Here is a 21,648-nt window from a genome sequence, read left to right as displayed (position 1 = left end):
ATCCGATATGCAAGGCCGCGCCAACTGAATGGGACAGTCCGTCGCAAAATCGGCCATCTCCACATTGTAGAAGGTTTTCGTCCGCGGGCCTGTGATGATGGGATCAATGTGGCGGACGCATTCCAAGTAATGCGCGGTCTTGCGGTGGTCATCCTCGGGGCTGCGTAGCACGTCAAGGCGAAGGTTTCCCGGTTCGCGGCGGGTTCCTTCATAGTTGATCCGGAAAGCATCGAGAAACTCGTCGACATGGCCTTGCTTGACGTGAATTGCGACGGCGTCGAAGCCCGCCAGCGCGTGAAACTTCTGCCATCCCGTCAGCTGAAAAGACATTCCCAGCACAGCACCTGAGAACATGAAGACTGGGACCAGCAGCACCAGCAGTTACCACTTGCGAAACCAGCTGCGCTGTCGAGGTAATTTTGGCTCGGACAGGTTCAGATCGATCGGGAGGCTTTTTTTCATCAGTGGCTGATATTGCAGGTCACCCGTTCCTGCCGATCTTTGAATGGGATGTTGACTTCAAGACCTTCGTCCCGATCTTCCCAACCGGTAAAGATGCCTCAGCGATTAGGCTGCAACAAGACACATATAAAAAGACCTATATTTTTGTTGTTCGATATCGTGCGTTTGCGAGCCTCACCAGACATCCAAGCGGATGTCTGGTGAGGAAAGATTCGACAAAGCCACGCAAGCCTGGCTTTTATCGACCGAAATCAGCCGTGGTCACGACGCCGTCTGTGTTCCGGTCCAGCATGCCCATCCAGGCGACGACACCCCCGAGGAATTCGTCCCGCGACACCTTGCCGTCCTGGTCGGCGTCGTTGTTCTGAAGTGTCATTCCCTGGGACGCCCGGTCGGCTCTGCCACCATGCCCACCATGTCCGCCGGCATTGGCCTTCATGTCGTTGGCGCGCGCCTCGTCGAAATACACGTATTCATCGGCATCGATAAACCCGTCCTCGTTGGAATCGAAGGTGAGGAAGACGTCGCCGCGCTTGGACTGCAATTCGGAAAGGGTGGCTTCGCCATTTCCGTTGAGATCCCAGTTCTCTAGGAAGTGGGCGCCAGGATTGCCCTGCTGCTGAGCCATCAGGGGTGCGGCGGAAGCAGCCAGAGCCATGGCAGCGATCAGAGTTTTCTTGAGACTATGCATTTTGCGTTCCTCTTCATCGGATCTTGTTTGCGCGTCTTGAGCGGCGAAGTTTGTTTCACCCCGCCTCGACTGCGATGGACATGTGATGACGGATGCATGTCGCACGATGATGCCGTCTGCGGTCCCTTTTGTAACGGTTTGTCGCAGATCGGCGGACTGACACCCGGCGTGACAAAGGAGGAGTGGAACACGGTCCCCATCATGCGCTAGAAACGTGCCATGACCTCAAGCGACCCAAGTCCACATATCCTGATCGTCGACGACCATCGCGACATCCGCGACGGACTGGTCCGTTACCTTGAGAAGAACGGTTTCCGGACCACGGCTGCGCGCGACGCAACCGAGATGGACAAGTGCCTGCATGGCGGACGCTTCGATCTCGTGATCCTGGACGTCATGATGCCGGGTGAAGACGGCCTTTCGATCGCACGTCGGCTGAGCAGCGCAGGTGGGCCACCGATCCTGATGCTCAGTGCCTTGGCCGAAGAGACGGATCGCATTGTCGGCCTTGAGGTCGGAGCTGACGACTACCTGCCGAAACCCTTCAGCCCGAGAGAATTGCTGGCAAGGGTCAAGGCCATCTTGCGGCGGACCGGTCGAACGACCAGCCTCGCCGGCAGCCTTTCCGGCCGACGCCTTTCCTTTTCCGGATGGACACTGAACACGGATACGCGGGAGCTGACACGTGACGAGGACGAAAAGCAGATATCGTTGAGCTCGACGGAGTTCCGTCTTCTCATCGTCTTCCTCGAACGCCCCCGGTTTGTCCTGTCCCGAGATCAGTTGATGGATCTGACCGAGAGTCGGGCCCCAGACGTCTTTGATCGGGCGATCGACAACCAGATCAGCCGGCTGCGTCGCAAGATCGAGCCCGATCCGGGACACCCGACGATCATCACAACGATACGGGCGGGAGGCTACAGCCTCGCCTGTGACGTGGCAGTCTTGCCATGAGAGTTGGATGGCCCAGGGATCTCAGCGCCCAGATCGGACTGACCACCCTTGCCGCGCTGATCTTTACCCAGATCCTGTTCCTCGCCTTGTTCGGTGCCGAGCGGGGCCTCTCCCATGTGGAGGAGCAAAGGGCGGATATTGTAAGGCAGGGTCAACGCCTGGTCGGTCTCCTGCCGACGATCCCTGAACCGGCGAGGAACGACGTTCTTTCGGCCGCCGGATCTGAACGCGTGATATTCCGGCTGAGCGACACGCCAACCGTCGTCGCTGGGACATCAGATGAAGACGCGCGCATGGAGCTGGGAGCGCGTGGCGGTTCGGTCGAGCATCCAGGCTATGAACCCGTGGCGGCGTTCGCGCGACGGATTGGCCTCATACCAGCAATCCTGCGCTTGTCTCTTCCGACGTCGGACGGTCAATGGCTTAACATCGAGGCCTCCCTGGAGCGGCCCGGCGCATTCATGCCGCCGCGGCTTTTGCTCGGCGCGATCCTCTCTGCCCTCGCCGTCTGGATCGTCATGCGTTTCCTGGTGGCACGCATCACCCTTCCCTTGCGGCAGCTTGCCGGCACGGCAGACGCCCTGGATCTGGACCGGGGCCCACCGGAGCGCATCGAAACCGGTCCAAGCGAAGTGAAGGTCCTGGCGAAGGCACTCCACAGTCTGCATGCACGCCTTGTGAACGCAGTCCACGAGCGGACCCGCATTCTGGCAGCGCTTGGCCACGATCTGCGAAGCCCGATCACGGCCCTCAGGCTGCAAGCCGAATTCGTCGATGAGGATCAGCTGCGCGAGCGGATCACACGCATTCTCGATGAAATGCAGGAGATGACCGAGACGACCCTGGCCTATGCTCGGGGGCTCAGCGAAACAGGTGACAAGCGTTCGTCCGACCCCTTCGCGCTGGTCGCCCGCCTCGCAGAAGAGCTCAACACGACCGCGAGCCCGGTGACACTCGGCAGCATGCCGGTCGTCACGACACCACTGCGGGAGCTACCGGTGCGCCGCGCCGTTCGCAACCTCATCGAAAATGCCCAGAGATACGGCGAGAAGGTTCACGTCAGCGGTGAATTGGACGGATCCATCGCCCGCATTCATATCGATGACGACGGACCCGGAATTCCACCGCAGGACCTACAACGCGTGTTCAGCCCCTTCGAGCGCCTCGAGGCGTCCCGTTCCCGCGACACCGGTGGGCACGGTCTCGGCCTGACGATTGCGCGTGACATTCTACGCGCCCAGGGCGGGGATGTCACACTTCTTAACCGGGCAGAAGGTGGCTTACGGGCAACCGTCATCCTACCCATCGCCGACGGTTCTGAAAACCCGTAATGCGGTGTGCCAACGGTGCTTGGGAAGGACAAGCAGCATTTGAACCGACGATGAATTGACGACATATATAATTCGAACTATTCTTATATTCATATTGTTGCCCAACCACCGGCAGGACTCAAAATGGATTTCGCTCCTCTGCTCGATCTCCTCGATGAGGCGGCGCTGGGTGCGCTGTTGGGCGCGCTCACCGGAGCGATCTTCGGCTTTTCTGCGCAGAGATCCTCTTTCTGCCTACGCGCAGCAACGGTTGAAGTCGCCAGACGCGAGGTCGGGCCCAGAATGGCTGTCTGGCTTCTGACCTTTTCCACCGCTGTCGTCTGGGTGCAGGCTGCCATTTTGGCCGGCCTGTTCGATCCGTCCGCGTCACGGGTGATGTCGATCACCGGCAGTTGGTCGGGTGCCGTCATCGGCGGGCTGATGTTCGGCATCGGGATGGTGCTCGCCAGGGGATGTTCTGGCCGATTGCTGGTCCTCGCCTCCACTGGAAATTTGCGCTCACTCATCTCGGGGCTGATCTTTGCTGTCGTTGCCCAGATGGCTCTGCACGGTTGGCTTGCTCCAGCGCGCAGCTATCTTGCTGCATTCTGGACGACACCGGCCGGCCAGAATGTCGATCTACTTGCCATGATCGGCGCGCCGGCAGGAAGCGGGCTGATACTCGGACTGGTGACGGCCGCATTCGCCGTGTTTCTCGCCATTCGGCGCCAAATTGGATGGACGAAATTGTTCTTTGCCGCTGGCGTGGGCTTCGCGGTTGCGGTTGGTTGGATCTTCACATTCTCTCTGGCACAATCCGCTTTCGAGCCCGTGACAGTCAATTCCCTTACCTTCTCCGGCCCTTCGGCAAGCACCCTGATGTTCCTCCTGACGGAAGACCATGCACTCGATTTTGAGATCGGCCTGATCCCTGGGGTCGTGTTCGGGGCATTCCTGTCCGCTCTCCTTTCCAGGCAGCTAAAATTCGAAGGTTTCACCCACGAGACACAGATGCGCCGCTCGATGCTGGGCGCGGTGCTCATGGGCTTCGGCGCGATGCTGGCCGGCGGCTGTGCGATCGGAGCAGGTGTGACGGGCGGCTCGGTGTTTGCAGCAACTGCCTGGCTCGCCCTCTTCTGCATGTGGGTGGGAGCCGTGTTGACGGATTTCCTGATTGATCAGTCGAATGCCAGTGCCGATGTCGTTCACGGCCTGGCTCAGACTCCAGTGACGAACCGGTAACCTGTGGCCTCTCTCTCGACATGACCGATACCACCATCCGGCAGATGAAAACCGATGATCGCTGTCTTGTCCCTGGCCATGTCGTCAAGCAGCGTCACTCGTGTTCGCGCGGCCATCTCGGCATCCTGATCCGAGCCCGACTTCCATTCGGGATGGACGAAGGCTACATGGTGATTGCCGATGGCATCCCCGACCACCATGACGGCGTCCTGCCCCTCGCCTACGCGAAACGACATGTGGCCCGGCGTGTGGCCGGGCGTGAGATGAGCAACGACACCGGGTAGGACGTCACCGCCATCCTCCAGCAAGGTGAGACTATCGGCCATGGCGGAGAGGCGACGGGCGGCGCCGACGGCAAACGTCGTGCGGGCCGGATCGATGGAGGTAACGGTGTCGGGATCTGTCCAGTAGTCGAACTCGGCGCGTCCGATCAGGTGTGCGGCATTGGCAAAGACCGGTTCATCGAAATCATCAAGCACGCCCCACAGATGATCCGGATGAGCATGGGTGAACACCACATGGGTGACATCTTCGGCGGGCACATTGAGCAGGTTCAAGGCTTCGGCCAGTTTGCCGGCTGAGGGTTGAAAATCGGGGCCGGCCCCCACATCGAACAGAACGGTATGGGTTCCATCGCGCAACAGGGTGACGTTGCATGGCGGGGTCAGTTGATCCCTCGACAAGCCGAAAGCCTCGACGACCACCTTGAGCTCGGCCTCCGGCATGCCGCCAAGGATGAAGTCAGCCGGCAGCATAAGGTTTCCGTCCGAGAGCGTGTCGATCCGGACGTCACCGAATGCTATCTGCGCGGACGCCCATACACGTTGCGGCCCCAGGAGCGCGGCCGCGCCGAAAGCACCCATGCCTGCCAGAAATCTACGCCGCAGCAACATCATTCCCTCCAAGTCCTGGAGGCAGCCCTGAGGGCCACCTCCCTTGTTTTCGATCAGCCGAACATGTCCGTGGTGATACCCTCGTACCAGCCGAGGCTTTCCTCGTAGGTCGCTTTGCGCAAAGCCGCGTCCTCGCCCGTCTGGCTGATGAAGCTTTCCACTGACGCAATCTTCTCGGGCGTAGGCTGATAGGAAGCACCGACCTTGACGCCGTCATCGGGCGCAATCAGTGACCAGCAGGTATTCGAGTATTTCGCAGGGAATACCTTCGATCCCAGGAGCTCGCCGCGGATGGACATGGCCGCAACCTTCGCCTGACTGTTCGCCGAGAAACCCGATTTCGGCATGTCCCCCTGGGCGCTGGAATCGCCGAGCACATAGACATTGTCGTCCATCTTGGACTTCATGTTTTCCGGATGCACGGGAGCCCAGCCCTTGTCGTCGGTGACGGCTGCAATCTGTGCGATCTTGCCAGCAATCTGGCCGGGGATCACGTTGCAGGCATCGATCTTTTCCACCGTTCCGTCGACCACGATTTCCATGCTGTCCGGACGAACTTCCACGGCACCGCCCCCGAAATCCGGACCGATCCAATCGATCATGCCGTCATAATGCTTCGCCCAGCCTTCTTCGAAGAGGGCCTGTTTCGAGTATTTGTCCTTCGGGTCGAGCACCATGATCTTGGCGGTCGGGTTTTTCTGTTTCAGCAGATGAGCGATCATGCTGATCCGCTCGTAAGGACCGGGAGGACAACGGTAAGGATTGGGCGGCGCAATCATCGCAAAGACGCCACCCGCCGGCATCGCCTCCACCATCGACTTCAGCAGTTGCGTCTGCGGCCCAGCCTTATAGGCATGCGGCATCTTTTCCGCCGCCTCGACCGACCAGCCCGGCACGGACCCATCCTTGAAGTCGATACCGGGAGACAGGATCAGCCGATCATAGGCAAGCGTCTGGCCACCCGCCAGCGTCACAGTCCGGGCGTTGCGGTCAACGCCGGTGGCGAGATCGTTGATTACGGTGACGCCGCCGGCTGCGATCTTGTCATATCCGTGCTGGAGGCTTTCGAATTCGCGGAAACCGCCGAGATAGAGATTGGAGAAGAAGCAGGTCGTATAAACAGGATTGGCTTCCACCAGCGTCACATCCAGCGCGCCTGCACCGTCCTTGGCGAGATAGCGAGCGGCTGTTGCGCCACCCGCTCCACCGCCGATGATCACGATCTTCGGCTTTGCCTGACCGAAAACCGAGGGTGCCGCGAGAAGTGCTGCAGCCGTCAGGCCCGATCCGATGAGTGTACGTCTTGTCAGTTTCATGAGCGTTCTCCCCTTTTGTCGTTCCCTGAGCGGTTGATTCCACCCGTGGTTATTGAACCTCTTCGAAATAGGCGGCGAGGGCGGCGATCTCTTCTTCCGACAGACGACCTGCCATCATCTGCATCACCGGATGCGGCCTGAGCTTGCGCTTGTAGGCGTGCATGGCGACGACGAAATCGGCAGCGGGCCAGTTGGTGATCGATGGAATGCCCTTGTCGGAGCCGTCGCTCTGGTGGCAGGTTGTGCACTCGGAGGACAGGTACTCCCCATATTCGCGGTCACCCTTGATCCCGAGGATCGCGGGATCCAGATCGACTTCCGGCTTGCTTGCCGTCGGATCGGCTTCGGGAATATCGCGCGGGTTGTCCGACCATTCACGAAGATAGGCCATGATCGCCGAGCGGTCTTCGGTCTCCGCGATCCCGCGGTAATTCATCCGAGTGCCCGAAACCAGACTCTTCGGATTGGTGAGATAGGCGTCGAGTGTTTCAAGGTGCCACTCCAGGCCGTCCTGCCCCATGCGGGTGATCGACTTCGAGTACTTGAAGCCCTCGATGCTCCCGGCTCTGCGGCCGAAAACCCCATTGAGCTGTGGTCCTACCCGATTTCGAGCGCCTGCACCGACGTGATGGCAGGACGAGCACTCGCGTTTGAAAAGGCGAGCGCCGTCGGCCGAATTGCCCAACTCCTGGGCGATAGCGGGTTCCCAAGCCAGAAGGCCGATAACGAGAGCAAGCCTGATCGAGCCACGGCTTGCCATTGTGTCAGTTCCCCAGGCTGCGCAGATAGGCGATGATCGCCGCACGCTCATCCGGCTTCTTGAGCCCGGCAAAAGCCATCTTCGTGCCCTTCATGAAGCCCTTCGGGTTTTCGAGGAAGGCGTCCAGTTCGGCCTCGTTCCAGACCAGCCCTTCTGCCGCCTTGTCCGTAAGCGCCTTGGAATACTTGAACTTGTCGGCATGACCGGCGGCGGCTCCGAAGATGCCGTTGAGCACGGGCCCGGTTCCATTCTTTGCACCCTCGCCGACCTTGTGGCAGGCCGAGCACTTCTTGAAAGCGGCTTCGCCTTGCCCGACAAGGGCCGGATCCAGGGCCGCAGTTTCAATTGGCGCGGCAGCCGGAGCGACAGCAGGAACATCGGCTGCTGGCACGGTTGCCGCAGGTACGGGGGCCGGGTCGCTCGCCGCCTCGGCCACCTCGGCCGGTGCGGGAGCCGCCGGCGGCGCGGGCGCTGACGCAGCCGAGGTGTCGAGGGGAGGCAAGGTACCGGCGGGCCTGCCGTCGGGATCTTCTGGCGTCACATTCAACTCGATGGCGCGCTTGGTCACTTTGACCGGCGCACCGCAATCCTTCATGCAGGGTTCTCTCTTGAACCGCGGATACTCACTCTCCGCGCGATCGTCGGGATAGAAGCCGTCTGCATTCGGCAAGGTCACCTCGGTGAAATTCTTGTCGGACAGTGTGAAGTCTTCGTCGACCAGCCCGTTGGAATAGAGCAGGAAGGCGGTGATCGCATAGGTCTCGTCGACCGTCACCGTCTGCGCCTCGCCAAACGGCATCGAGCGATGCACATAGTCCCAGACGGTCGACAAATGCGGCCAGTAGCTGCCGATCGTCTTGACGGGCCGCCGATCGGTCAGCGTGCCATCGCCTCCGGCGAGTACAGGCCAACTGTCGATGCCTTCCGCGAATTCTCCATGGCAGACTGCACATTTCTCGCCGAAGACTTCTTCACCGGTGAGCACGTCACCCGAACCAGGCTTCAACCCCTTGCCGTCGGGGAGCACTGCGACATCCCAGGCGGCCAATTCTTCTGGAAGAGCCGGACGTCCGAGCCCCAGCTTTTCCGACATCGCTGGCGTGGAAAGCAGGACCAGCCCGAGCGACAGAAGGAGACGATTACGCAACTTCGACATTTTCGACCTCCCCGTCGGCCTTGACCCACCAGGTTTGAATTCCGTTGTTGTGGTAGACATTGTTAAGTCCGCGGATTTCACGCAGCGCATCCTTTGTCGGCTGGACATAGCCGGTCTCGTCGATGGCCCTCGACTGCAGGAGCAGTTCGCTGCCATCCCAGTTGATGTCGAGATGGAAGCGGGTCAGCGCCTTCGATTTGGCGTCTCCGGAGATCCGGGCCTCCTGCCAGTTCACGCCACCATCCGTGGAGACATCGACGCGGGTGATCTTGCCATTGCCGGACCATGCAAGCCCCGAAATGACCAGCGGCCCCTTGCCGTGACGGATCGGGACCTGCGGGCTGGGAGATGTGATCACGGATTTTGCATCCATCACCCAGGTCCACTTCCGCGCCCGACCATCCGGCATAAGATCGGTGTACTTGGAGGTTTCTTCACGGCTCTCGACAGCTTGGTCATAGATGCCGATGCGCCGGACCCATTTCACCCACATATTGCCTTCCCAACCCGGCACGACGAGACGGACCGGATAACCGTGTTCCTTGCGCAGGGCCTCGCCATTGGCAAAGAACGCCACGAGGACGTCGTCGAGCGCCTTGTCGAGCGGGATGGACCGACCATTGGAGCTCGCATCGGCTCCTTCGACATAGACCCACTTGCCTTCGGGCTTGACGCCGGCCTCCTCGAGAAGGAGGCGTAAGGGCACGCCGGTATATTCCATGTTGTGAATCATGCCCTGGGTGAACTGGCAGCCTTCGAGCTGCGCGCCCCCCCATTCCATGCCACCATTGGCCGCACATTCGAGGAAGGCGGTTGTCACCGATCTCGGAAAGCGAAGAAGATCCTCGAAGGTGAAGACAAGCGGCGTTTCGACAAGGCCGTTGATCATGAGCCGGTAGTCCTGCTTGCTCAGTTCAATCGCCCCGGAATGATGGCGTTCGAAAGCGCAGCCTTGCGGCGTGATCGTGCCTTCCAGGGCATGGATCGGCGTGAAGTTGATGGAGGATACGGGGCTCTCGGTCAGCCACTCCACATTGCGCCGGACCACGTGGGACTCGAAACGGATCGGAGACCCATAGGGCGACGCATCGACTGGGTCCCCGAAGGATGAGGCCCAGGGCTGCACCTCGGTGATCTTCGGATCCGGGCCACTGGCACGCGCGACCGAGGCGCCTGCGACAAGGCCGGCTCCTGTCATCGCGGCCTGCCTCAGGAATGTCCTGCGGGACGTGACGTTTTCGGGTTCGTCGGACATGGCGAACGCTCCTTGTTTCCTGTCAGATTCCGGTCACGCGGACCGATGTGTTGGGGTCTAGCTTGACGGTTCCGATCTTGCGGACATGCGCTTCGATGACGTCCCAGATCTGCGGCCCCTCGGTGCCTTCGTTGACGCTTGCCCAGCCCGCCACGGTGTAGGATTTGCCCGCTTCAATGGCGGCGCCACCATCAACCAGTGCGATATCGGTGATCCGCTCGCCGATGGGTTTGCTGACGTCGATGGCATAGGAAAGCCCGCCGACGCGCACCATGTCCCCACCCTGCTGGTAGTAGGGATCCGGGTTGAAGATGTTGTCGGCCACGTCCTCGAGAATGGTCTTGATGGTCTCGCCCGTCATCTCGGTGCGATAGCAGGCGCCATAGGTCATTGAGGTCACATTATGGATGTCTTCCCGGGTGATCGCATCACCGGCGAGAAGCGAGGGCCCCCATCGGACGCCGGGAGACATGGCGATCTGCGCATCGCGTTCACTGCGCACGGCATCGCAGATCAGGTCGTCCCAGGTGCCGTTGAAGTTGCCGCGCCGATAGAGCAGGCTCTCGGTCGTGCCGATCTTCTCTTCGAGCTGCGCCTTGTAGGGCGCCCGCTCCTGGTCGATCAGCCCCGCCATCTCGGCATCTGGTGCAATGACATCGGAGAAGATCGGGATGAGCTTGTGGCGAAAGCCCATCATCTTGCCGTCGCGGACATCCAGATCGAGCCGGCTGACGAATTTGCCGTTCGAACCGGAGGCGATCAGGATCGTTTCACCGATCAGAACCGGTTCCGGCACGGCGTCATGGGTATGCCCGGTCAGGATCACATCGATGCCCTTGACGCGACCCGCCATCTTGCGGTCGACGTCAAACCCGTTATGCGAGAGGCACACCACCAGATCCGCGCCCTCGCCGCGGACTTCGTCTACGAGCTCCTGCATGCGTTCCTCGCGAATGCCGAAGGAGTATTCGGGGAACATCCATTTCGGATTCGCGATCGGCATGTAGGGGAAGGCCTGGCCGATAACAGCAATCCGAACGCCGCCCTTTTCGAAGATCTTGTAGGGTTCGAAAGCCGGCTCGTCCCATTCTGCATCGAAGATGTTGGCTCCGAGGAACGGGAACGGCAGCCCATCGACAACTTCCTTCACCCGCTCGGTTCCGTAGGTCCACTCCCAATGGCTGGTCATGGCTTCGACGCCGAGTGCGTTCATGACGTTGACCATGTCCTGGCCCTTCGTCAGCAGACTGGTCATGGAACCATGCCATGTATCGCCACCGTCGAGCAGGAGCGACTGGGGTCGGGCAGCCCGGATCGACTTCACGACCGTCGCGACGCGGTCCATGCCACCCATGCGGCCATAGGCCTTGGCGAGCGCGCCGAAATCCTCATGGGTCAGAGCATAGGCATCACGCGAACCCGCTGCGATGTCGAAGGTCTTCAGGAATTCGGAGCCGGTCAGGTGCGGCACATGACCCTTGGCGTCGCCAACCCCAAGGTTGACCTCCGGCTCGCGAAACCAGATCGGCTTCAATTGCGCATGGATATCCGTGATGTGGATGAGCGTGACGTTGCCAAAATCCTCGAATTCGAGAAGTTGCTCCTGCGTCAGCGCCTGCTGCGCAGCGAGCCGCGAAAAATTGCCAAAGCCGGACAACCCCACAATTGCCGAGGTTGCCATGGATGCCTGCAGAAACTCACGACGGGTAATCATCCCGCATTCCCTCCAGCAAGCACAGGAAATCCATCCACGCCGAAGACGTGGTCCTGCTTGCCAATAATGTTCGTTCAAAGTGTTTGGGCGGTCGGGCTTTCCCGGCCGCGCCATCTTGTTCAGTGTCGGACGGAGACGCCCTCGATCGACAGACCATTCCCGCGCGAGGCCACATAAAGCTCAAGCGCCTTGAACTCGTCCGATCCTGCCTTGAAGGTTTCGGCACGCGTGTCGCGCACACACCCGACGAACCGCTGCTGCGCGCTCAGAATACCGGCGTCCTTCAGGCGATAGGTCGGGAACCCGTTGACCTGCCCCTGCGAAAGATGGTCGGCACGGATCATCCGGCCGTAATTGTTCTCATGACAGTTTGCGCAAGACATCTCCAATTGACCGTAGCGCGTGTAGTAGATCTCCTTGCCGTGCTCCCAGAAGGACTGGGCCGGGCCATCGATGGCGACATTCACCACCTCACCGCGCGACTGGACGGAGATCAGGGCCATCATGTCCTTCATTTTGTCGGACGTGACACCCCAGGCTTCCAGGCCCATCTCCTTGGTGACACAGGAATTGATGTAGTCTTCCATGATCATCAGCTTGCCGGACTTGGCATCGACCCGGGGCAGAACCGTGCGCAGCCCCTTCATGCTTTCCGGCCCCTCGTGACAGCCTGCACAGGACTCGCCATTCTTGCCCATGGTTTCGTTCCAGGCATCGAGACCACGATCAACGAAGACCATGCCCGGATTGTCGAAGTCGTCCTTCTGCAGGTCGCGTGTTTCGGCCTCACGGAACAACCAACCCGAATAGATGGTATCAAATGTATCCTTGAGAAATGCGGGTGCAGCCGTCTTGGTCACGAGCTCGATCGTGCCATCATCCGTCTCGACCGTGAGCGTATCCTCGACCGGATCCGCATGCGCAGCAGCGGAGGCAACAAGGCCGATGGCCGCCAGAACTGCAACTAGTTTGGACTTGCCGTGCATGAGAACTCCCTCCCCGAGATCGTTGCGCGTCAGTGATCAGGCAACTTCGATCGGCTTCTTGTCCGTGTAAACAGAGCCGTCGTCGTCATACCAGGTGAAGACGAATTCGCCGGCAGCGTCGACTTTCGCTTCGAATTCGAAATAGGGGTTTGTCGAAACCGCTGGATCGATGGCAACGTCAATGACGTTGACGCCGTTGAAATCACAGGTGAAGCGGTTGATGATCGACCGGGGAATGACGGCGCCTTGCGCGTCCTTGCGCTGGCCGGATTCCATCTTGTGACTGATCAGCGCCTTGATGGTCACCGACTCGCCAGCCTTCGCCGACTTCGGTACCTTCACGCGTGGTTTTGCATCGTCTGCCATTGTTATTCCTCCTCCGAATTCAGCCGCCGCATCCGCCGATGGTGACCTTCACTGTTGCTTGTGCCTGCCTGATGGACCCGTCCGCCATTTTCGCCAGCGCGACGACGTCCTGTGTCTTGGCCAAGCGGATCCGCGTTGCGGCCATATGATTTCCAGCTGCGGGACCGAACGTGAACGTCGCAACTGCAGGCTCCGGATTTCCGGTGGCGAGCAGCATGATCGAGACTGCACCGGGGGCATCGACCGAGACTGGGACTGTATTGCCGTTCTCGGCAATCTCGGGCGCCGTCAGCGTGATACCGTCGGTTCCGGGCGTTGCCCCGCCAGTGAAGGCCTTGACCAGTTCCTCAGTTGTTGCCGCAGCTGCCAGACTTGGCAAAGTGGCCGCGACCACGCCTCCAAGCCCGATGAACAGCATGTCGCGTCTTGTGAAACTCATTTCGGTTCTCCTCAATCCTATTCCTTGAGCGTCATCAGATAGGCGACGACATCCTCGATTTGCTGCGCCGAGAGGACAGGCGAAAGCGGACCCTTGGGCGCCTTGCCCGTGAAGCCGTCACCGGGACGGACGAACCCGTCGATCTTGTAGAAGGCCGGCATGAAGCTGTCTTCGAAGGTGTTCTTCGCATTGGCCACGATGCCGCGGATCTCCGCCTCGCTGTAGCGATCCGCAACACCGTCAAGCGGCGGCGCGATATCCCCCGGAAACTGCACGTCAGGCAGGGCTGCGACGGTATGGCAGGCCACGCAGTTGCCGAGCGCATTCGTCGTCATGATCTTGATGCCGGATTTTGCGTCCCCCGGCGCGCCGGAAAGCGAGGCCGCAACAGCCCCCTCCTGAAACACGATTGCACCAGGCGCCGTTTCGCCGAGCGCCGGCGTGACGCTCGCTCCCGCGACCAGTGCTGCCAGACAAAGCTGCCAGTTCATCGACTCCTCCCACTTCTCTCCTGAAGACAGGTTAGCGCCAAACGAAGCGTATAACAATACCTATATATATATTTTTGAATAACCGGTATCTGATTGTTTAATTGAGTTAATTTTCAATCGTCATTTGTCTGGCAAGGAATTTCTGAAAATGCTCGCCCGATTGATACCCGTGATCAACGATCCAGTTGAGCAATGCCGAGGTTGTCCCCTTGCCGAATGCACCCGGCATGGCCGCGACGGCCGCCTGTTGCGCGGACAGGCCTGAGCCAACGTCCTCGGGCAGAAAAATCAGGGTCGGCGTGAACATCACGCCCCAGCGGATGGCCATCTCTTTTTCAGGCAACACCGTGCCGTCGAAATCGGTCACCTCGATATCGCCGAAGAGATTGAGCTGCACCACATAAAAGTGCTCTCGGATGAATGCTCCGATGCCAGGATCGGAGAAAACCTCTTCATGCATCTTGGTGCAGTAGATACAGCCGCGTTGCTCGACGATGAGGAGCAGGCGCTTGTTTTCAGAATTGGCATCACTGAGGTCTTCCCTCAGATCCTTGAACGTCTCGCGAAGCCATGACGGCTTATGAAGTCCATCATCGCCCAGTTCGGCCGCCAACGAAGACGCTGCCAGCATGGGACCTGTCATCAGCAAGACGCAGGCCAGGAAAAATTTCCACCGGGACATTAGCTCTCCTCCAGATTATTTCAGCGTCGCAGACCAATCGAAGTTACGAACGAGAAAGTCGGCAATCAGATTGACGGTATTCGTCGCGATCAGGATGCCGAAAACGATCAGCATTACCCCCATCAGCTTTTCGACATAGCCCATGAGTGCCCGATGTCTGCCGACGAAGGACAGGAAAGGACGGGCAAACAACCCGGCGACGACGAAGGGCGCGGTCATACCGATCCCATAGGCGAGCAGCAGTAGCCCGCCACGCCAGACATCGCCCATGCCGCTCGCCACCATGAGGATCGCCGCAAGAGCCGGCCCAACACAGGGGGTCCAGCCGAACCCGAAGGCCAATCCCATCAGATAGGCGCCGGCAAGGGTGGTTGGATCGGCGGACGACTGCACCCTTGCCTCGCGATAGAGGAAGCCGATGCGCAGGACGCCAAGGAAATGCAAACCGAACAGGATGAGGATGCCAGCCGCCAGCCATGACAATGGCTGCTTCCATTGGATGAAGAGATGCCCGGCAGCGGTGGCGCCCATCCCGAGCAAGACAAAGATTGTGGTGACCCCGGCGGCGAAGGCGACGGATTGGATAAGCAGACGTCGCTGCGCGACAGGCGAAATTCCATCGCCTTGCCGCAACTCCTGAACCGAAAGGCCTGCCATATATGAAAGGTAGAACGGAACCATCGGCAGTATGCAGGGCGAAAGGAAAGACAGAAGTCCTGCGAGAATGGCACCGCCATAACTGATCTCCAGCATGGCCCCTCCCAAGCGCCTTACCTGACCGTTCGGCTTCTCGCGTGCCGACAATTGCGCTCGCGAGCGTTTCCAATTAGAATATCTCTATGTTTATATGTAGACTGTCAACATGCGCGCTCACTGGATGCCGATTTTCATGTTTCTGATCACGCTGCTCCCATCGCCGGGCGCGGCGATGGAGCTGTTGATGTTCGAGCAGGCGGGATGTGTCTATTGCGCGCGATGGGATGCCGAGATTGCCCCAGCCTATCCCAGGACCGCCGAAGGACAGGCAGCGCCACTTCGCAGGCTCAACCTTCATACTCCGGTACCGGCAGATCTCCGACTCGATCGCCCGGTCACTTTCACGCCCACCTTTGTTCTTGTCGTTGATGGCCGGGAGACTGGGCGGATTGAGGGCTATCCTGGCGATGAGTTCTTCTGGGGTCTGCTCACCGAACTGACCACCGAGGCCGGCGGCATCACCTCGGATTGAGGCGGCATGTATCTTATATTCGAAAGCCGCAGTATAGCTGCCATGGGAGTCGGTTGGCCAGGATTTGGGGCGGCCGGCCTTCGCCGGATGCGGCTTGGGCTGCGTCGGAACGCTGGGATTGCGCTAGGGACCTGAGATTGTGAACGCTGATACTGAGACAGTGCCAAAGGATGGTGCCGTTGATAAACTCATTCAGAGGGCTGACTCCGCTTCGAAATTCCTTAAGGCACTGGGACACGACGGACGCCTGACGATCCTGTGCCATCTTCTCAGCGGACCGAAGAGCGTGACAGAGCTCGAAAACCTACTTTCGGCACGCCAGGCGGTGGTCAGTCAGCAACTTGCCCGATTGCGCCTCGAAAGGCTTGTGGCGGCCCGTCGCGACGGCAATGCCATCTTCTACTCCATTGAGGATGACAAAGTCCGCAAGACAGTCGTATTCTTGGCAAACCTGTTCGAGGACGGGGCGTACATGTAGATTCGTTGGGAGGCGAAAGACATGGAAAGCTTGCCTATCGGATTCCTGGCTGCACTGGTCGGGCTGGCGGGGGGGCTGATATTGGGCCTCGGCTGGCGTTTGGGCGGTTTGTGCACGCTCGCGGCTCTTGAAACAGCGGTATATGGCACCGATCAGAAGCGGTTGAGGTTGTGGGGCATCGTGCTGGGAGTCGCGATACTCGGAACTCAGTTCGGCGCGCGTATCGGTTGGATCAATCTCGAAGGTACTCTTTATCACGCGATCGCCTGGAACCCACTAGCCTCGGTCGTGGGAGGGCTGATGTTTGGCTATGGCATGGCCATGGCCGGCAATTGCGGATTTGGCGCTCTCGCACGTTTCGGCGGCGGCGACCTTCGTTCGCTCGTTCTGCTCGTTGTCATGGGCATTACTGGCTTCATGGCGCTCTCCGGTCCTCTGGCAACCTTGCGGACATCCCTGTTTCCGCAGCCCGAGGCCGACGGTCCCGGTGGCATCGTGTATGACCTCGAGACGTCACTGGGCATCCCTGCCTTGCTGACGGTGATTGCGATTGCGATAGCCTGCTTCGCATGGGCGCTGTCCAACGAGCGTCTTCGGGCAGACCGAAAGATGATCGCCTGGGGCATCGCGGCGGGGCTCGCCGTCACCTGGTGTTTCGCGGGAACAAGCTTCCTGTCCGACGCAAGTCTCGGTGCCGTCGCGCCCGAAGGCCCATCCTTCACCGCCCCGATCGGCCGGACATTGATCTATCTGATGACGGCAACGGCCGGAGGCATCACCTTTTCTGTCGGTTCAGTGGTCGGCGTCGCCCTCGGTGCCTTCATCGGCTCGATGATCAAGGGCACCTTCGTCTGGGAAGCATGCGAAGACCCCCGCGAACTTGGGCGACAGGTCGGCGGCGCGGCCCTTATGGGCGTTGGCGGCATCATTGCCATGGGCTGTTCAATCGGTCAGGGCGTGTCTGGTTTTGCAGCCCTCTCCTGGTCAGGCCCGGTCACCCTATTATGCATCGTGGTCGGTGCCCTGGTAGGACTGCGGCAATTGATCGGCGGCTTTCAGGCGGTTTGACGTCGGACTTGATGGTCGCCTCGTGCCGGGGCGGCGCGCGAACCTCCACCTGCGGATCTACTGACACTCTCCAGCCGGCCGACGACGGTGGAAGCCGCCAGCGCTTCACCCGCAGGGGCCATCACGACGGCGAGGCCACGAGCGAGGACGTCGCGGCGGCTGCACTTTGAAATCGAACGCATGCGCTCAGCCCTGCCGGGCGCGCGCGATCGCATCAACGAGCCCCTTCTCGTCCAACACACCGGGATAGAGGCTCGCTCCGATAACGTAGGCCGGAGTGCCCGCGAAGTTGAAGGCCGTGGCCTGCGCGTAATTGCGGTCCAGCAGGCCAGAGATCTTTTCGACGTGTCTGTTCACGGCAACAGCGATTTCATCCATGGACAAGCCTGCACCGGTCAGCGTGCTCTCGATGTCATCATGTGTCAGCTTGCCCTTTGTCTTCATCAGCGCACCCATGGCAATCTCATATTTGCCGATCTGGGCTGCACCCAGCACCGCCTGGGCAGCGAAGATCGAGGCATCGCCGAAGATCGGCCAGTCCTTCATGACCAGCTTCACATTGCCGTCCCTTTCGATGACCTTTTTCACCATGGGATGCGCCTTTTTGCAGTAGGGGCACTGATAGTCGAAGAACTCGACAACCGTGACGTCGCCCTTCGGATTGCCGAGAAACGGTGCGTCCTTGTCGTTGAAGACCTCGTCCTTTGTCAGTTCTTGCCCGAAGGCCAGGCGACTGCCGAAGACGGAGAACGTGCCAAGGGCGAGCCCTGATGTCAGGATGGTGCGACGCTTCATCATCAGAATTCTCCCTTTCCGGACTCTTCGGCAGTGAGGACAACCATCTTTGACCCTTCCGGAACACGGGCGTGCAGATCGATGATGTCCTGGTTGAGAAGGCGAATGCAACCCGACGAGACAGACTGGCCGATCGACCAGGCCTCGTTGGTGCCATGGATCCGGTAGAGCGTGTCTTTTCCGCCCTGATAGAGATAGAGCGCGCGCGCACCGAGCGGATTGTCTATGCCGCCGGGCAAGCCCTGGGCCAGTGGGCCATAACGGTCAGGTTCGCGGGCGATCATGTTGGGCGTCGGCACCCAGCCCGGCCAGCGAGCCTTGCGCTTGATATCGCCCTCGCCCTCAAATTCCAAACCGGCCTTGGCGACGCCGACGCCGTAGCGCATCGCCTTGTCATCCTCCATGACGAGATAGAGGAAGCGGGCATAGGGATCGACCACGATCGTACCGGGCGCGTAGGAGGTGCGGTAGTTGACGACCTGGCGAACATTGCGCGGATCCATCTTCGACACATCGACAGCAGGAATGATCTCCTCGCCGTCCTGCACTTCGCCATACATAGCCTGCAACGCCGGATCGATAGGCGGTGGAGATGGCTGAGACGGCGTGCCCGTCGTCTGCGAGCAGGCGGCAAGCAGGAGAGCGAGCCCCGCCCCTACGCCTAGTTTCTTCAGGATGCCGATAACCGGCCGCAAATCTGCAAGTCTCATTCTCTGTTATTCCTTGTCTGCGGGGATCAGTCGGGCGATGGCGGCATTCAAAGCCTCGCGCGAAATCTCTCCGAAATGGGTCGTGACAACTTGGCCGTCAGCGCCAAGAAAGAGGGTGACCGGCATTCCAGGCGCTGCGTAGTGGCGCGAAAGGGAACGGGCAGGATCAAGCAGGATGGCTTCAAGCCGGAGGTTTTCGTCCGCGAGATACGCCTTGATCACTGCTGGCCCTTCACCCTGATTGGCGAAGATGAAATCGACGTCTGCCCGAGCCGCAGCCACTTCTGCCAGAAGTGGCATTTCACGGCGACACGGCGGGCACCAGGTTGCCCAGAGGTTCACGACGGCGGGGCGTCCGGCGCGCTCTGACAAAGCGACAAACTGAGATCCATCAAGATTTGCCAGCGTGAAGCGGGGTGCTGCAGGCCCCTCGGCTGCTTGCCAGAGCATAGTCAGCGCGAACCAGACAAAACATCCTGCGGCGAACGTCACGGCGGAAAGGGGCAGCGTCTGCCGGGATTCACGCATCAGAAAGATGAGCGTGATCGCAACACCGATCGCGCCGCCAACCATCGAAAAGCCGCCCTGCCAGAGATACAGGACGCGCCACGGCTCGCTGAGAAAGCTGTCGAGATGCATCAGGACATGCAGTGCCCGCGCAGCGATGAGACCCGACAGCAGCGCCGCGGTCGTCCAGGGCGCGAGCCGCTTGTCATAGCGACGCGCCAGAAATGAGCCGACCCCGAGGAACACGAAGATCCCGATGATCGCCGCCAGCCTGTCGGATGCGAAGGCAAGTGGCCCTAGTGTCACGACGTCCATCAGGGCGTACCCTTTGCCGCCCGGGCGGAGGCAGCAAGCTTTTCGATCGTTACGTCGCCCACCAGACGCGTGCCCGCCACTTCCTGCCTTTCGTGATCGAAGAAGATCATCGTCGGCGGGCCAATGGCATTGAGGGACGTCAGGAGTTCATTGGTCTCTGAAGAGGTCGCGCTCATGTCGATGGTCAGCAGGCGCGCACCATCGAGAGCCGCCGAGACGCTATCGTCCGGCAGAACGGTCCGCTCTATGGCGCGACAGGTGACGCACCAGTCCGCAGTGACGTAGACTAGGCTCGGCCTGTTCTCGGCCGAAGCTTCGCCCAGCATAGAAGTCAACGCTTGCAGCGAGGCGACGGCTTCAAAGTCCGATTTCGCGATTTCGCGCGCCGCCTGTCGAACCTCGGTCTTCATTGTGAGCGGCTCCAGAGGGGCCAGCGGATCGCGGGCACCGAGCCCGACGCCGACGAGCAGCAGGGCTCCCCAGGCGATCGAAACAGTGGCCACAGATCGAGAGATGACAGCCGCGCCAGGAGAAGCATTTACAACTCGCATTTGCCATAGGAACACTCCGACCGACACGGCTAGGCACGCCCAGGCAAATAGCACCAGCGTTTCAGGCAGAAGAGGGCTGACCATCCAGATCGCCGTTCCGATGAAACCGAAGCCGAAAGCGGAGCGGATGCTTGCCATCCACGCCCCCGCACGCGGCAGTGCCTTACCGCCGAGCGTTGCCATCAGGATCAAGGGGAGGCCCTTGCCAAGCCCGAGCGCGAACAACGCGGCCGCCCCGATGAGGACATCTCCGGTGCGAGCGATATAGAGAAGCGCCCCCGCGAGTGGCGCGGTGACACAGGGACCGATGAGAAATGCGGAGGTAAAGCCCAGCATCGCAGCCCCACCGAGAGATCCGCCACGGCGCCCCCCGGACGACAGGCGATTGCTGAACCCCGCAGGCAGCTGGATCTCGAAGAGCCCGAAGTTGGACAGGGCGAGGATCACAAACAGGCTTGCGATGACCATGGTGGCCGTTGTCGACTGCAAGGCAAATTGCAGGTTCTGCCCAGACCATGCCGCGACTATACCGAACAGTCCAAACGCCAGTGCCAGCGCTCCAACATAGACGCTGGAAAGGATGAAGCTGCGGCTCGGCGAAAGGGGCCCGCCCTGCCGTGACAGCATGGCGGCAACGATCGGATACATGGGAAAGACGCAGGGGGTGAACGCCAGAAGCACGCCAAAACCAACAAAACCAACCAGAAGCAGAGGCAGGCCGCCGCGCGCCAGGAGTCCATCGACACCGGTTGTCACTTCATCCTGTGCGAGTGCGAAATCCGGCCTTTGGGAGCTGAAAGCCGACCATTCGCTTTGCGATGCAATCGATGCCGGGGCAGATATTGGGCCTCCGTGCTCGGAATTGCTGAACTGCAGGCTGGCCATGTCGATCGTTTTCGTCACAGGCGGATAACAGAGCCCGCCATCCTGGCAGCCTTGATAGGTCAACTCGATCGTCGAAGCGTCACTGACAAGCGTCGCCCGGGCGGTGTCATAGTAGACTTCGGTCGATCCAAAGCCCGGATCCTCCTTGATCTTTCCATCAGGCGTCTCCAGCTTCAGCGGACTGCCATCGTCACTTTTGGCGGAAAGATACTCCCGGTAGAGATAGTAGCCTGGCTCGATCTCCCACGTGACGGCAACTTCGGTGGCGGAGATCCGTGACAGGGAAGGCCGAAACGCCTCGTCCATCTGGAGCGGCGCGGTCTGGGCAATGGCGATGCCGGAAAAGAGCAAAACGGAGAAGAAAATCGCCAGGTGCCTCAAGAGTTGCATTCCA

23 protein-coding genes and 1 pseudogene are annotated in these 21,648 nt (G+C 60.2%); 6 read left to right on the top strand and 18 right to left on the bottom strand.

All coding sequences use genetic code 11. The features are described from left to right. Positions 1 to 45: 45 nt before the first annotated feature. Positions 46 to 330 (bottom strand): annotated as a pseudogene (locus BSY240_RS17415) (antibiotic biosynthesis monooxygenase); the annotation flags it as partial. A gap of 370 nt (positions 331 to 700) precedes the next feature. After that, entirely contained in the window at positions 701 to 1,153 is a 453-nt protein-coding gene (locus tag BSY240_RS17410; protein ID WP_054147677.1) for a calcium-binding protein, read from the bottom strand. A gap of 219 nt (positions 1,154 to 1,372) precedes the next feature. Here BSY240_RS17410 and BSY240_RS17405 point away from each other — a divergent pair, with 219 nt between their 5' ends. From BSY240_RS17405 to BSY240_RS17395, 3 genes are all read left to right on the top strand, one after another. After that, a complete protein-coding gene (locus BSY240_RS17405; protein WP_069043133.1) occupies positions 1,373 to 2,107 on the top strand; it encodes a response regulator in 735 nt (244 codons plus the stop codon). Beyond that, the gene (locus tag BSY240_RS17400) at positions 2,104 to 3,438 is read left to right on the top strand and encodes a sensor histidine kinase (RefSeq protein ID WP_069043132.1); all 1,335 of its coding nucleotides are present in this window, start codon (positions 2,104 to 2,106) and stop codon (positions 3,436 to 3,438) included. The genes BSY240_RS17405 and BSY240_RS17400 overlap by 4 nt, the downstream gene beginning before the upstream one ends. Before the next feature lie 123 nt (positions 3,439 to 3,561). Next, positions 3,562 to 4,659, top strand: a complete 1,098-nt coding sequence (locus BSY240_RS17395) for a YeeE/YedE family protein (RefSeq protein WP_069043131.1) — start codon at positions 3,562 to 3,564, stop codon at positions 4,657 to 4,659. On the opposite strand, the gene BSY240_RS17390 is transcribed toward BSY240_RS17395, so the two are convergent. The 12 genes from BSY240_RS17390 to BSY240_RS17335 all read right to left on the bottom strand — a co-directional run bounded on the left by BSY240_RS17390 (position 4,635) and on the right by BSY240_RS17335 (position 15,470). After that, positions 4,635 to 5,555, bottom strand: coding sequence for an MBL fold metallo-hydrolase (locus tag BSY240_RS17390; RefSeq protein WP_069043130.1), 921 nt, complete (start codon positions 5,553 to 5,555; stop codon positions 4,635 to 4,637). The genes BSY240_RS17395 and BSY240_RS17390 overlap by 25 nt on opposite strands. Before the next feature lie 50 nt (positions 5,556 to 5,605). Further along, a complete protein-coding gene (locus BSY240_RS17385; protein WP_069043129.1) occupies positions 5,606 to 6,868 on the bottom strand; it encodes an NAD(P)/FAD-dependent oxidoreductase in 1,263 nt (420 codons plus the stop codon). A 49-nt stretch (positions 6,869 to 6,917) separates the two neighbouring features. Then, positions 6,918 to 7,628: a c-type cytochrome gene (locus BSY240_RS17380; protein WP_069043128.1), complete on the bottom strand. Its 711-nt coding sequence runs from the start codon at positions 7,626 to 7,628 to the stop codon at positions 6,918 to 6,920. A 4-nt stretch (positions 7,629 to 7,632) separates the two neighbouring features. After that, positions 7,633 to 8,784, bottom strand: a complete 1,152-nt coding sequence (locus BSY240_RS24560; protein WP_069043127.1) for a c-type cytochrome — start codon at positions 8,782 to 8,784, stop codon at positions 7,633 to 7,635. Next, complete coding sequence (gene soxC / locus BSY240_RS17370) at positions 8,768 to 10,039, bottom strand: sulfite dehydrogenase (RefSeq protein WP_069043126.1); 1,272 nt, start codon at positions 10,037 to 10,039, stop codon at positions 8,768 to 8,770. Before soxC ends, BSY240_RS24560 begins: the two co-directional genes overlap by 17 nt. A 22-nt stretch (positions 10,040 to 10,061) precedes the next feature. Then, positions 10,062 to 11,753: a thiosulfohydrolase SoxB gene (gene soxB / locus BSY240_RS17365; RefSeq protein WP_069043125.1), complete on the bottom strand. Its 1,692-nt coding sequence runs from the start codon at positions 11,751 to 11,753 to the stop codon at positions 10,062 to 10,064. A gap of 119 nt (positions 11,754 to 11,872) precedes the next feature. Further along, positions 11,873 to 12,739 carry a sulfur oxidation c-type cytochrome SoxA gene (soxA, locus tag BSY240_RS17360; RefSeq protein WP_069043124.1) on the bottom strand — a complete coding sequence of 289 codons (867 nt, stop codon included), beginning with the start codon at positions 12,737 to 12,739 and terminating at the stop codon, positions 11,873 to 11,875. A 36-nt stretch (positions 12,740 to 12,775) separates the two neighbouring features. Continuing rightward, the gene (soxZ, locus tag BSY240_RS17355) at positions 12,776 to 13,105 is read right to left on the bottom strand and encodes a thiosulfate oxidation carrier complex protein SoxZ (protein ID WP_069043123.1); all 330 of its coding nucleotides are present in this window, start codon (positions 13,103 to 13,105) and stop codon (positions 12,776 to 12,778) included. A 19-nt stretch (positions 13,106 to 13,124) separates the two neighbouring features. Beyond that, positions 13,125 to 13,544, bottom strand: coding sequence for a thiosulfate oxidation carrier protein SoxY (soxY, locus tag BSY240_RS17350; protein ID WP_054147665.1), 420 nt, complete (start codon positions 13,542 to 13,544; stop codon positions 13,125 to 13,127). 17 nt (positions 13,545 to 13,561) lie between these two features. Next, a complete protein-coding gene (soxX, locus tag BSY240_RS17345; RefSeq protein WP_069043122.1) occupies positions 13,562 to 14,035 on the bottom strand; it encodes a sulfur oxidation c-type cytochrome SoxX in 474 nt (157 codons plus the stop codon). Positions 14,036 to 14,141: 106 nt separating this feature from the next. Next, on the bottom strand, positions 14,142 to 14,717 hold the full coding sequence (locus tag BSY240_RS17340; RefSeq protein WP_069043121.1) for a thioredoxin family protein: 576 nt from the start codon (positions 14,715 to 14,717) through the stop codon (positions 14,142 to 14,144). A gap of 15 nt (positions 14,718 to 14,732) precedes the next feature. Further along, positions 14,733 to 15,470 (bottom strand): cytochrome c biogenesis CcdA family protein, encoded by a 738-nt coding sequence (locus tag BSY240_RS17335; protein ID WP_054147662.1) that lies wholly within the window; start codon positions 15,468 to 15,470, stop codon positions 14,733 to 14,735. 136 nt (positions 15,471 to 15,606) lie between these two features. Between BSY240_RS17335 and BSY240_RS17330 the strand changes: the two genes are divergently transcribed. The 3 genes from BSY240_RS17330 to BSY240_RS17320 all read left to right on the top strand — a co-directional run bounded on the left by BSY240_RS17330 (position 15,607) and on the right by BSY240_RS17320 (position 17,491). Continuing rightward, complete coding sequence (locus BSY240_RS17330) at positions 15,607 to 15,945, top strand: hypothetical protein (protein ID WP_236759275.1); 339 nt, start codon at positions 15,607 to 15,609, stop codon at positions 15,943 to 15,945. A gap of 139 nt (positions 15,946 to 16,084) precedes the next feature. Beyond that, complete coding sequence (locus BSY240_RS17325; RefSeq protein WP_054147660.1) at positions 16,085 to 16,423, top strand: ArsR/SmtB family transcription factor; 339 nt, start codon at positions 16,085 to 16,087, stop codon at positions 16,421 to 16,423. Positions 16,424 to 16,444: 21 nt separating this feature from the next. Further along, positions 16,445 to 17,491 carry a YeeE/YedE family protein gene (locus tag BSY240_RS17320; RefSeq protein ID WP_069043120.1) on the top strand — a complete coding sequence of 349 codons (1,047 nt, stop codon included), beginning with the start codon at positions 16,445 to 16,447 and terminating at the stop codon, positions 17,489 to 17,491. Between the two features lie 186 nt (positions 17,492 to 17,677). Here the strand turns inward: BSY240_RS17320 and BSY240_RS17315 are convergent, their stop codons facing one another. Genes BSY240_RS17315 through dsbD form a run of 4 tightly spaced genes read right to left on the bottom strand, consistent with a single transcriptional unit; the run spans position 17,678 to position 21,644 of the window. Further along, complete coding sequence (locus BSY240_RS17315) at positions 17,678 to 18,289, bottom strand: DsbA family protein (RefSeq protein ID WP_069043119.1); 612 nt, start codon at positions 18,287 to 18,289, stop codon at positions 17,678 to 17,680. Beyond that, positions 18,289 to 18,996 (bottom strand): L,D-transpeptidase, encoded by a 708-nt coding sequence (locus tag BSY240_RS17310; RefSeq protein WP_069043118.1) that lies wholly within the window; start codon positions 18,994 to 18,996, stop codon positions 18,289 to 18,291. Before BSY240_RS17310 ends, BSY240_RS17315 begins: the two co-directional genes overlap by 1 nt. 6 nt (positions 18,997 to 19,002) lie before the next feature. Continuing rightward, positions 19,003 to 19,818 (bottom strand): TlpA disulfide reductase family protein, encoded by an 816-nt coding sequence (locus tag BSY240_RS17305; protein WP_069043117.1) that lies wholly within the window; start codon positions 19,816 to 19,818, stop codon positions 19,003 to 19,005. Beyond that, the gene (dsbD, locus tag BSY240_RS17300; protein WP_069043116.1) at positions 19,818 to 21,644 is read right to left on the bottom strand and encodes a protein-disulfide reductase DsbD; all 1,827 of its coding nucleotides are present in this window, start codon (positions 21,642 to 21,644) and stop codon (positions 19,818 to 19,820) included. Before dsbD ends, BSY240_RS17305 begins: the two co-directional genes overlap by 1 nt. Positions 21,645 to 21,648: the final 4 nt, after the last annotated feature.

The organism is Agrobacterium sp. RAC06 (assembly GCF_001713475.1).
In the GTDB taxonomy this organism is placed as follows: domain Bacteria; phylum Pseudomonadota; class Alphaproteobacteria; order Rhizobiales; family Rhizobiaceae; genus Allorhizobium.
The sequence above is the reverse complement of the archived record's forward strand: the minus strand, read 5'-3'. Positions and strand labels throughout refer to the sequence as shown.

Bases quoted from the DNA above. Each gene is read 5' to 3' on its own strand.
- soxA (WP_069043124.1), bottom strand. From the start codon at position 12,739: ATGCACGGCAAGTCCAAACTAGTTGCAGTTCTGGCGGCCATCGGCCTT.
- BSY240_RS17390 (WP_069043130.1), bottom strand. From the start codon at position 5,555: ATGATGTTGCTGCGGCGTAGATTTCTGGCAGGCATGGGTGCTTTCGGC.
- BSY240_RS17410 (WP_054147677.1), bottom strand. From the start codon at position 1,153: ATGCATAGTCTCAAGAAAACTCTGATCGCTGCCATGGCTCTGGCTGCT.
- BSY240_RS17385 (WP_069043129.1), bottom strand. From the start codon at position 6,868: ATGAAACTGACAAGACGTACACTCATCGGATCGGGCCTGACGGCTGCA.
- BSY240_RS17305 (WP_069043117.1), bottom strand. From the start codon at position 19,818: ATGGACGTCGTGACACTAGGGCCACTTGCCTTCGCATCCGACAGGCTG.
- BSY240_RS17400 (WP_069043132.1), top strand. From the start codon at position 2,104: ATGAGAGTTGGATGGCCCAGGGATCTCAGCGCCCAGATCGGACTGACC.
- soxZ (WP_069043123.1), bottom strand. From the start codon at position 13,105: ATGGCAGACGATGCAAAACCACGCGTGAAGGTACCGAAGTCGGCGAAG.
- dsbD (WP_069043116.1), bottom strand. From the start codon at position 21,644: ATGCAACTCTTGAGGCACCTGGCGATTTTCTTCTCCGTTTTGCTCTTT.
- soxB (WP_069043125.1), bottom strand. From the start codon at position 11,753: ATGATTACCCGTCGTGAGTTTCTGCAGGCATCCATGGCAACCTCGGCA.
- BSY240_RS17330 (WP_236759275.1), top strand. From the start codon at position 15,607: ATGTTTCTGATCACGCTGCTCCCATCGCCGGGCGCGGCGATGGAGCTG.
- BSY240_RS24560 (WP_069043127.1), bottom strand. From the start codon at position 8,784: ATGTCGAAGTTGCGTAATCGTCTCCTTCTGTCGCTCGGGCTGGTCCTG.
- BSY240_RS17405 (WP_069043133.1), top strand. From the start codon at position 1,373: ATGACCTCAAGCGACCCAAGTCCACATATCCTGATCGTCGACGACCAT.
- BSY240_RS17320 (WP_069043120.1), top strand. From the start codon at position 16,445: ATGGAAAGCTTGCCTATCGGATTCCTGGCTGCACTGGTCGGGCTGGCG.
- BSY240_RS17315 (WP_069043119.1), bottom strand. From the start codon at position 18,289: ATGATGAAGCGTCGCACCATCCTGACATCAGGGCTCGCCCTTGGCACG.
- BSY240_RS17335 (WP_054147662.1), bottom strand. From the start codon at position 15,470: ATGCTGGAGATCAGTTATGGCGGTGCCATTCTCGCAGGACTTCTGTCT.
- BSY240_RS17380 (WP_069043128.1), bottom strand. From the start codon at position 7,628: ATGGCAAGCCGTGGCTCGATCAGGCTTGCTCTCGTTATCGGCCTTCTG.
- BSY240_RS17340 (WP_069043121.1), bottom strand. From the start codon at position 14,717: ATGTCCCGGTGGAAATTTTTCCTGGCCTGCGTCTTGCTGATGACAGGT.
- BSY240_RS17310 (WP_069043118.1), bottom strand. From the start codon at position 18,996: ATGAGACTTGCAGATTTGCGGCCGGTTATCGGCATCCTGAAGAAACTA.
- soxY (WP_054147665.1), bottom strand. From the start codon at position 13,544: ATGAGTTTCACAAGACGCGACATGCTGTTCATCGGGCTTGGAGGCGTG.
- BSY240_RS17395 (WP_069043131.1), top strand. From the start codon at position 3,562: ATGGATTTCGCTCCTCTGCTCGATCTCCTCGATGAGGCGGCGCTGGGT.
- soxC (WP_069043126.1), bottom strand. From the start codon at position 10,039: ATGTCCGACGAACCCGAAAACGTCACGTCCCGCAGGACATTCCTGAGG.
- soxX (WP_069043122.1), bottom strand. From the start codon at position 14,035: ATGAACTGGCAGCTTTGTCTGGCAGCACTGGTCGCGGGAGCGAGCGTC.